An 8551-nucleotide genomic window follows, 5' to 3' on the forward strand; every position below is an offset into this window, starting at 1 on the left:
CCGGCCGACTCGTACTCGTACACGTGGGCTACATTGTCCGTCCACGAGCCGAACGTTGATTCCGGATCCGCGGTATAGCAGAGAGGCAGGGTGTTGTTTTCGACCGTCGCTCCGTTCGGCTCGTAGGATTCCCCGAAGAGCACGAAGTCGCGGATTCCCTCCGTCCGAACGAGACTGTCGATGAGAGCCCGGAGTGCATCGGAGTTGTTCGCATCGTCGAACGGGTAGTAACCCGCCTCGTAGCTGTCCATCCAGTCGATCTCGTTGGCATAGTTCTCGAGCTCGGTCCCGAGGAAGCTCGGGCCGATCACCGCGACCTTCCGGTTCGATCGCCGAAGTCCTTCGGCTCCGGAAGGCCGATCGGGAGAGGAGATCCCGAGCCAAAGGAGCGGAAGGTTCCCTATCGCAAAACGACACGATTAGGTTTCCCGATCGGCTGATCGCATGTTTGTTGCATTCGCTTTCGTTTCACAACTAGCATCCACCTGCTTACATGTCAAGATGTGCCGGATGAAAAAACCAGCAGTGGGAAAAGGTCGCCGTGGCGAACGGATCGTGAGGCGGGTCGGAGGCTCCCTCGAAGCAAGATCGTTTGGGGAATCCACTGCGAACCGGCGACCGGGCTCCTTTCCATGCGAACGGAAGCAAAGGGTAGCCCGCGTAGGCGCGTGCCTCGGGAATCAGCTCCGCGGCACCTCCGCCGCGCGTTCCCGGATCTCGCGGAGCTTCTTGCGAAGGAGGTTCCTCTCGGCCATGCCGAGATGGTCGATGAAGAGCTTTCCGTTCAGGTGATCGATCTCGTGTTGCAGCACGCGGGCGTAGAGGCCTTCCGCGCGCTCCTTGGCCGTCTTCCCGTCCGTCGTTCGAAAGCGGATCGTGATCGCGTCGGGGCGCTCGACGTCGGCGCGCACGCCGGGGATCGAGAGGCAACCCTCCTCGAAGAGGGTCCTCTCCTTTGAGAGGGCGACGATCTCCGGGTTCACGAGGACCCGCGGCTCCTCCACGTCCTCACCGACCGCCTCCGCCTCGACCACGATGAGACGGATCGAGCGTCCGACCTGAGGCGCCGCGAGCCCGATCCCCTCCCCCGCGCGCATGCTCTCGATCATCTCCTCGGCGAACGCGCGGAGGTCCTCGTCGAAATGTTCCACCTCGCGGGCGTGCCCGCGAAGGATCGGATCGCCGTACAGACGAATCGGGTGGGGCATGGCTACGCGTCTCTCCTCATGTTCTCGATCGCCCTCTGGGCGCTCCCCCGGAATCGATCCCAGCCGGCCCGTCGAACGGGGCTCCCCTCGAAGAGCCGCTCGAACCGCTCGCGGCCGAGCGCGAGGGCCTTCGGAAGCGTGAGCGTCCGAATCTCCTCCCGCGGGCGGAAGTCCGCGCGGCTCGCGGCGCGCGCGAACCGGTTCCAGGGACACACCTCTTGGCAGATGTCGCACCCGAACACCCAGTCGCCGGACCGGCGCGCGAGATCGGGCGCGACCTCTCCCCGATGCTCGATCGTAAGATAGGAAATGCAGCGCGATCCGTCGACCACATAGGGGCGCGGGATCGCCCCGGTCGGGCACGCCTCGAGGCACGCGGTGCACGAGCCGCAGCGGTCGGCGGCCGGAGCGCCCGCGGGAAGATCCCGATCGATGAGAAACCCGCCGAGGAAGAACCAGGAACCGGCCCCCGGCAGGATGAGGTTCCCGTTCTTTCCGCGCCAGCCGATTCCGGCCCGCTCGGCGAAGAGCTTCTCGAGGACGGGCGCCGAGTCGACGAAGGGGCGGGCGCGAGCGCCGGGGAGAACCGCGGCCACCGTGCGGAGGAGCTTTCGAAGGAGCGGGCGAAGAACGTTGTGGTAGTCGCGCCCGGCGGCGTACATCGACACGCGCCCCCCTCCCGTCCACGAGCGGGAAGGATGGAAGTAGCCGACCGCCCCGATCCACACGGAGCGCGCGCCGGGTAGAACGAGAGCCGGGTCCTTGCGCGCGGCGGCGCTCCGGACCATCCAGCCCATCGTTCCGTGCATCCCCTCGCGGAGCCAGCGATCGAGCCGCTCTTTCTCGACGTCGGGAACGGCGGCGGGCGCGACCCCGAACGAAGCGAACCCGAGGCGCCTCGCCTCCTCGCCGATCGCGAGGAGCGCGTCCTCGGGGGTCATGGCCGGACGCACCCCGCGCTCACGCGGCCGCATCGCCGACGAGGGAGACGTTCCGCTCTCCCACCGTCGCCTTGAGCCGCGCGAGAAGGTCCTCGTCCGGATCGACTCGATAACGCCGCGAGCGCATCTCGACGAGGCCCGCGTCCGTGTCGACCACGATGCGGACCGGAACGTTCCCCGGGTGCGCGTCGAGGAGCTCGCGGATTTCCCGGAGAGCGTCCTCCCCGAACGCCTCGATCGGCGCGCGGATCTGAAGGAGCTTGGCGAAGCGCGACCGGCACTCACGAAGAAGGAGGATCTCGTCGACGGAGACTTTCGGCGCGTCGTCGCTCCTGGCGCTCACGATCCCGCGAAAGAGGAGCGGCTCCTCCGAGTCGAGCAGGGGCGCGAATCGTCTGTAGGCGCGCGCGAAGACGATCGCCTCGGCCGTTCCGGTGAGGTCCTCGACCTGCACGAACGCCATCGTCTCCCCCTTCTTGTCGAGGATCGTCCGCCGTCCGGTCACGATCCCGGCGAGAGCGACCCGCTCCCCGTCCCGCATCCGCCCCAGGTTCGCGGCGGAGGCGTTCGCAAGGCTCATCTCGTCCGCGTAGTCGGAGAGCGGATGGCCGGTCACGTAGAACCCGGTCACCGCCTTCTCCCGTTCGAGCGTCTCCCGCCGGCTCCAGGTCGCCGTCTCCGGAAGGGGCGGCTCGAGAAGAACACCCCCCGCCCCCCCCTCGAAGAGAAGGGTCTGGCCGCGGTTCCGATCGTTCTGGAGGCGGCCCCCCCGCTCGAGGGCCGCCTCGGCCGCCGCGTGGAGCGCCGCGCGGTTCGCCCCGACCGAGTCGAGAGCGCCCGCCTGGATGAGCGACTCGATCACCCTCTTGTTCACGAGCCGGAGATCGAGCTCCTCACAGAAATGGAAGAGGCTTCGGAAGGGACCGTTCGTCCCGCGCGCGGCGAGCATCGATTCGATCGCGGAGCGCCCGACGTTCTTCACCGCGCCGAGCCCGAAGCGGATTCCCTCCCCTTCACAGGAAAACTCGATCTGTGAACGGTTGATGTCCGGTGGAAGAAGCGGGATGCGGAGCCGCTGGAGCTCGCCGATCAGAACGACCACGCGGTCCGTGTCGCTCATCTCGCTCGTGAGCGAGGCGGCCAGGAACTCGCGCGGATGGTGAGCCTTCAAGTACGCGGTCTGGTACGAGAGGAGAGCGTACGCGGTCGAGTGCGACTTGTTGAAACCGTACTCGGCGAAGAACCCCATCAGGTCGAACATCTTCTCGGCGACCGCCCGGCGGAAGCCTTTCTCGACCGCCCGCTCGACGAAGCGGGTTCGGTTGTCGACCATCTCCGCCTTCTGCTTCTTCCCGATCGCGCGCCGAAGGATGTCCGCCTCGGCGAGCGTGAACCCGCCCATCACGTGGGCGATCTGCATCACCTGCTCTTGATAGAGGATCACGCCGTACGTCTCGGCGAGAATCGGATCGAGCGCGGGGTGGAGGTACTCGATCTTCTTCTTCCCGTGCTTCCGGTCGATGAAGTCGTCGACCATCCCGCTCCGCAAGGGGCCCGGGCGGAAGAGCGCGTTCACGGCGACGATATCCTCGAACGCGCTCGGCTGGAGGCGAACGAGAAGGTCGCGCATCCCCGACGACTCGAGCTGAAAGACGCCGGCCGTGTTCCCCGCCGAAAGGAGCCGGAACGTCTCCGGATCGTCAAGGGGAATCCGGGAGAGATCGATCGACTCGCCCCTTTCCTCTTCGATCAGGCGAACGGCGCCGTGGAGCACGGTGAGCGTTCGGAGCCCGAGAAAATCGATCTTGAGAAGCCCCGCCTTCTCGCACGCCTTCATGTCCCACTGCGTCGTCCGCTCGTCCGTCGATGTGCGATAGAGAGGAACGAAGTCGGTGAGGTCGCCCGGCGCAATCAGCACGCCGGCCGCGTGCGTCGAGGCGTGGCGCGAGGTTCCCTCGAGGTTCCGCGCGTGCCGGAGGAGATCCCGGTAGGCGGGGGTCGATTCGACGAGCGTGCGAAGGTCGGGCGATGTCTCGAGCGCCTTGTCGAGCGTCATGCCGATGTCTCCCGGAACGAGCTTCGCGATCCGGTCGACCTCCCCGTAGGGGATCCCGAGAACGCGCCCGACGTCCCGGATCGCCGCGCGCGCCGCCATCGTCCCGAATGTGATGATCTGCGCGACGCTCCGCTCCCCGTATTTCCGCGTGACGTAATCGATCACCTCGCCGCGCCGCTCGAAGCAGAAGTCGATGTCGATGTCGGGGAGGCTCACTCGTTCGGGGTTCAAGAAACGCTCGAAGAGGAGCGAGAAGCGGATCGGATCGAGATCGGTGATGCCGAGAAGATAGGAGACGATGCTCCCCGCCGCGGATCCGCGCCCCGGACCGACCGGGATGCCCCGCTCCTTCGCCGCCTGGATGAAGTCGCGCACGATGAGGAAGTACCCCGCGTAGCCGACCTTTCGGATCACGGAGAGCTCGAAGCGGACGCGATCCTTCACCGCCTCGCCGGCGTCCGGATAGCGGGCGGGGAGCGCTTCCCACGCGAGATGCTCGAGGTACGCGTCGAGATCCGCGTGGCCGGGCGGGACGGGGAACTCGGGGAGATGCGCGCCGCCGAGATCGAGCGTGAGGTCGGTCCGGTCCGCGACGACGAGCGTGTTCAGGAGCGCCTCGGGGATCTCGCGGAACGCCTCTTCCATCTCGGCCGCCGTGGCGAAGTGGTTCCTCTTCGTCTCGTATCGAAGGCGGTTCGGATCGTTCCGGTCCTTTCCGGTTCCGATGCAGAGGAGCAGATCGTGCGAATCGGCGTGATCGGGCGTGAGGTAGTGGCAGTCGTTCGTCGCGACGACCGGAAGATCCAGCCTTCGGGCGACGTCGAGAAGCCCGCGGACCGCCCGCGTCTCCGCCTCGAGGCCGTGATGTTGCAGCTCGATGAAGAGGTTCCCCTTCCCGAAGATATCGGAGAGAAGGCCCGCGCGCGCGGCGGCGGTCTCCGGATCGTCCGAGAGAACCGGCACGGCGACCGGTCCCTGCATGCAGGCGGTGAGCGCGATGAGCCCCTCGCTTCGCTCGGCGAGGATCTCCGGATCGATCCGCGGCCGGTAGTAGAAACCCTCGAGATACGCCGAGGACGAGAGCTTGATCAGGTTGAGAAAGCCGGTCCGGTTCTTCGCGAGAAGAACGAGGTGGTACGTGCGCTCCCCGCCGGAGCGCGCGCTCTTCTTGTCGTGGCGGCTTCCGAGGGTGAGGTACGTCTCGCATCCGATGATCGGCTTCACGCCGCGCCGCCGGGCCGCCTCGTAGAAATGAACCGCGCCGAACAGGTTGCCGTGGTCGGTGAGCGCGACGGCCGGCATCCCCTCCTCGGCCGCGCGGGCGGCGAGATCCTTTACTTTCAAAGCGCCGTCGAGGAGGCTGTAGTCGCTGTGGTTGTGCAGATGGACGAACGCCGCTCCCCGCCCCGTCATCGATCCGAATCCCCGGACACGTAAAAGGTCGACTCGCTCTTCTCGACGTTCCCCGCCCGGTCGGTCGCCTCGACCGCGAACCGGTGAGAGCCGATGCCGAGAGGGCTCTTGACGCCGTAGAAGATCAGCTCGCGCTCGGGATCGAACTCCGCGATCACGCGCCGCCCGTCGAGGAACATCTGCACCCCCTCGGCGTCGAACCCGGCCCCCACGTCGGACACCTTCGCCTGGAGGCGCGGCCTCGTCGTCCCGACCACCGATCCGGGCGCGGGACGGAGCCCGTACACGCTCGGGGGCTCTTGGTCGCGGATGAGCGCGAACCGGGAGAGCCGCGAGGTGGAGACGGAGAAGTCGGCGTCGCCGGAGCTCTCGCGGCGGCTCACGAAACGCCACCTGCCGTGCGCGTCCATCCGGTAGAGCCCGACCCCTTCCCCCTCGGTCCCGGCGGCGAACGGGCGGATCCGGATCGTCGCGTTTCCGCGAAGGAGGGCGCTCGCCGGCTCGAACCGGTAGGACGGGCTGATGTAGGAAAGCCCGCGCTCGAGAAGAGGCCCCTGCTCCTTCTCGACGCGGAAGTAGGTGTCCCGCACGAGAGCGGCGGACGGGAGGCGGATGGAGGCCATCCCCTCCTCGTCGCGGACCTCGCCGCCGAGAAGAGCCGGAACCCGAACCGCGCGGATCTTCGCGAGCGTCGACCACTCCGAGTCGCCGGTTCCCCGAAGCGCCACCGTCACCCAGGCCGGCTCCGACTCGAGATCGCGGAGCGGAACGACCCCTTCGTAGCGGGTCGCGTCCGTCTGCTCCATCACCAGACGGAGAGGCGAGCGGTTGTCGCGAAGCACCTTCGCGTCGATCTTGTAGGGATGCGCGCGCGTGATCTCGAGAACGACGAGCGCCGCGTCCGCGTGGTACTCGGTCCGGAGGGTCATCTCGGGTTCCGGAGTGGGAACCGCCTCGTAGTTGCGATAGAGAAAGAGCGGGCGGCGGTGCGCCCCCGAGAGCGTCGCTACGTCGACGCGGAAGAGAAGGGGCATCCGCTGCGAAAGAACGGGGAACCCCCGCGCGACCCACGCGTCCCTCTCGACCGCGTAGCGCGCGTTTCTCGACTCCCAGTGACGGCCCCCGTTCAGCGAGCGGGAGACGACGAAGTCCCCGATCTCGCCCGGAGAGCCCTCGAGGAAGACGGTGACCTCGTCGTCGTCCACCACCTGCGCGCGCCGGATCTCCGGGAGGGCGCCGACCACCGTTCCGAGCACCGCGCGCGAGACGTTCCCGTTCGCGTCCGTCGCCACCCCCTCGACGTAGTGAAGGCCCTCGGAGAGGACGATCCCCTCTCCGTACGCGCCGCGTCCCGAGCCGACGATCACGCCGGCGTGGCGCCTGTCGGTGAGGGTGAAGGGGAGAAGGTTCGTCGCCGCGGTGTAGAGACGGTGATACGTGCCCCCGCCTCTCTCGATCATTCCCTGATCGTACTCAATCCCGACCAACCCCGCCTTGTCGTAGGAGAAGCGATCGAAGCGCGAGCGATACGCGATCTCCTCGTCGACGTGGAGGTCGAGGCTGAAGACGCCGAAGCGCTGGTCGCACGCGGTCTGCCGGTCGTCGGCCATGATGAGGACGCCGACCGGGCCCTCGATGCGCACGGTCCGGTCGGTCCGAAAGCAGAGCTCGCTCGGCGACCATTCGAACGGAATCGTGAGCGGTCGAATCGATCCGTCCACGCGCGCGTCGCTCTCGAGCGGCGTGAGGATGACCGAGCGGATCGTCGGCGGGACGTCGTCCTGGATCGCGAACCCGTGGCGGAGCGGGTTCAAGGGGACGTCCTCGCCGTCGCGCAGCTCGAAATGGAGATGCGGAGAGCCCGCGCCGGTTTGCCCGCTGTAGCCGATCACCTCGCCCGCCGCCACCGGATAGGTTCCTCGCGGAAGAAGAAGATCGATCGTGTAGCTCCCCCGCCGGTTCTGTTCCTCCTCGACGAGGCGGAGAAGCCCCGGGGCGAAGTCGCTGAGATGCGCGTACACGGCGATCTTTCCGTCGGGGAGGAGAAGATAGGCGGTCTTCCCGTACCCGATCGGAGAGGCGCGGACCCGGTAGACCTCTCCGCTCGCGACGGCGCGAACCTTGAAACCCGTTTTACCTCCGGTGGAAAGATCGATCCCCGCGTGAAAATGGTCCTGGCGGTATTCGGCGAAGGAAGAAGTCAAACAGCTGCGATACGACAGCGGCCAAACGTACTCGGTCTTGCCCGAGGCGGTTCCGGCGCGCGCCCCTCCCGCGACGACAAGAAGCGCGACCGCGAGACCCAACCTTCTGTTCATGTTCGGACCCGACGAGTCCTTTGCGAGGCCCTCCGTCTCGGGAACCTGCGAAGCGCTTCCCCGCACACCACTTCGCCCGCGAGAACAGCTCCATGCGCAATCTATCACCGCGCTCGGGGGCTGTCAACAGGCGGCGAGAGGTGACCGAAGCCTTCCTCCCTCATTCAAGTGATTCAGGGACACAATACCGATTTCGGCCCGTATGCTACGCCGCCTGTCGCACCTCCGCCCACCATTGTCTGTTTCCGGCAGCGACAGGCGCTCGCTTGCTCAAAGATGCCGCGCGCGAATCGGTACCTGATACCCCTCTAAGTCGGTACCTGATACCCTATTTCCCCCGAGGGAGTCCCCGGAGCGCGAAGCGCGAAGGGGGAGCATTGAGCGGACAGCCGCCGACAGGGCCGAGCCGGGGCTCCCCGTCGCGAAGAGCGACGGGGTGGCGAGGAAGCTCCTTCGCGCATGCGGCGCGAAGGAGTGACCCGCCGTCCGAGGACATCACCACGGCGGGCGGCGATGGTGGGAACGGAGAGCGCCGGCGCCCGGACCGCTCCCCGGTTGCCGATCGCCGGGCGACATGCTATTCTCCCGGCGGTGAGAACCGTAATCCGAACCCGC

Annotated in this window: 5 protein-coding genes; all 5 read right to left on the bottom strand. The window is 67.1% G+C overall.

Annotation, left to right across the window (positions count from 1 at the left end):
- Positions 1–311, bottom strand: a 311-nt coding sequence (locus FJY73_13270) for a hypothetical protein (GenBank protein MBM3321626.1), incomplete at its 3' end; no start/stop codon positions are given.
- Positions 312–680: 369 nt separating this feature from the next.
- Positions 681–1208 carry a peptide deformylase gene (gene def / locus FJY73_13275; protein ID MBM3321627.1) on the bottom strand — a complete coding sequence of 176 codons (528 nt, stop codon included), beginning with the start codon at positions 1206–1208 and terminating at the stop codon, positions 681–683.
- Between the two features lie 2 nt (positions 1209–1210).
- Complete coding sequence (gene queG, locus FJY73_13280) at positions 1211–2149, bottom strand: tRNA epoxyqueuosine(34) reductase QueG (GenBank protein ID MBM3321628.1); 939 nt, start codon at positions 2147–2149, stop codon at positions 1211–1213.
- Positions 2150–2168: 19 nt separating this feature from the next.
- Entirely contained in the window at positions 2169–5618 is a 3450-nt protein-coding gene (gene dnaE / locus FJY73_13285) for a DNA polymerase III subunit alpha (GenBank protein MBM3321629.1), read from the bottom strand.
- On the bottom strand, positions 5615–7936 hold the full coding sequence (locus FJY73_13290; protein ID MBM3321630.1) for a M23 family metallopeptidase: 2322 nt from the start codon (positions 7934–7936) through the stop codon (positions 5615–5617). Before FJY73_13290 ends, dnaE begins: the two co-directional genes overlap by 4 nt.
- Positions 7937–8551 lie beyond the last annotated feature (615 nt).

The organism is Candidatus Eisenbacteria bacterium, from assembly GCA_016867715.1.
GTDB lineage: Bacteria > Orphanbacterota > Orphanbacteria > Orphanbacterales > Orphanbacteraceae > VGIW01.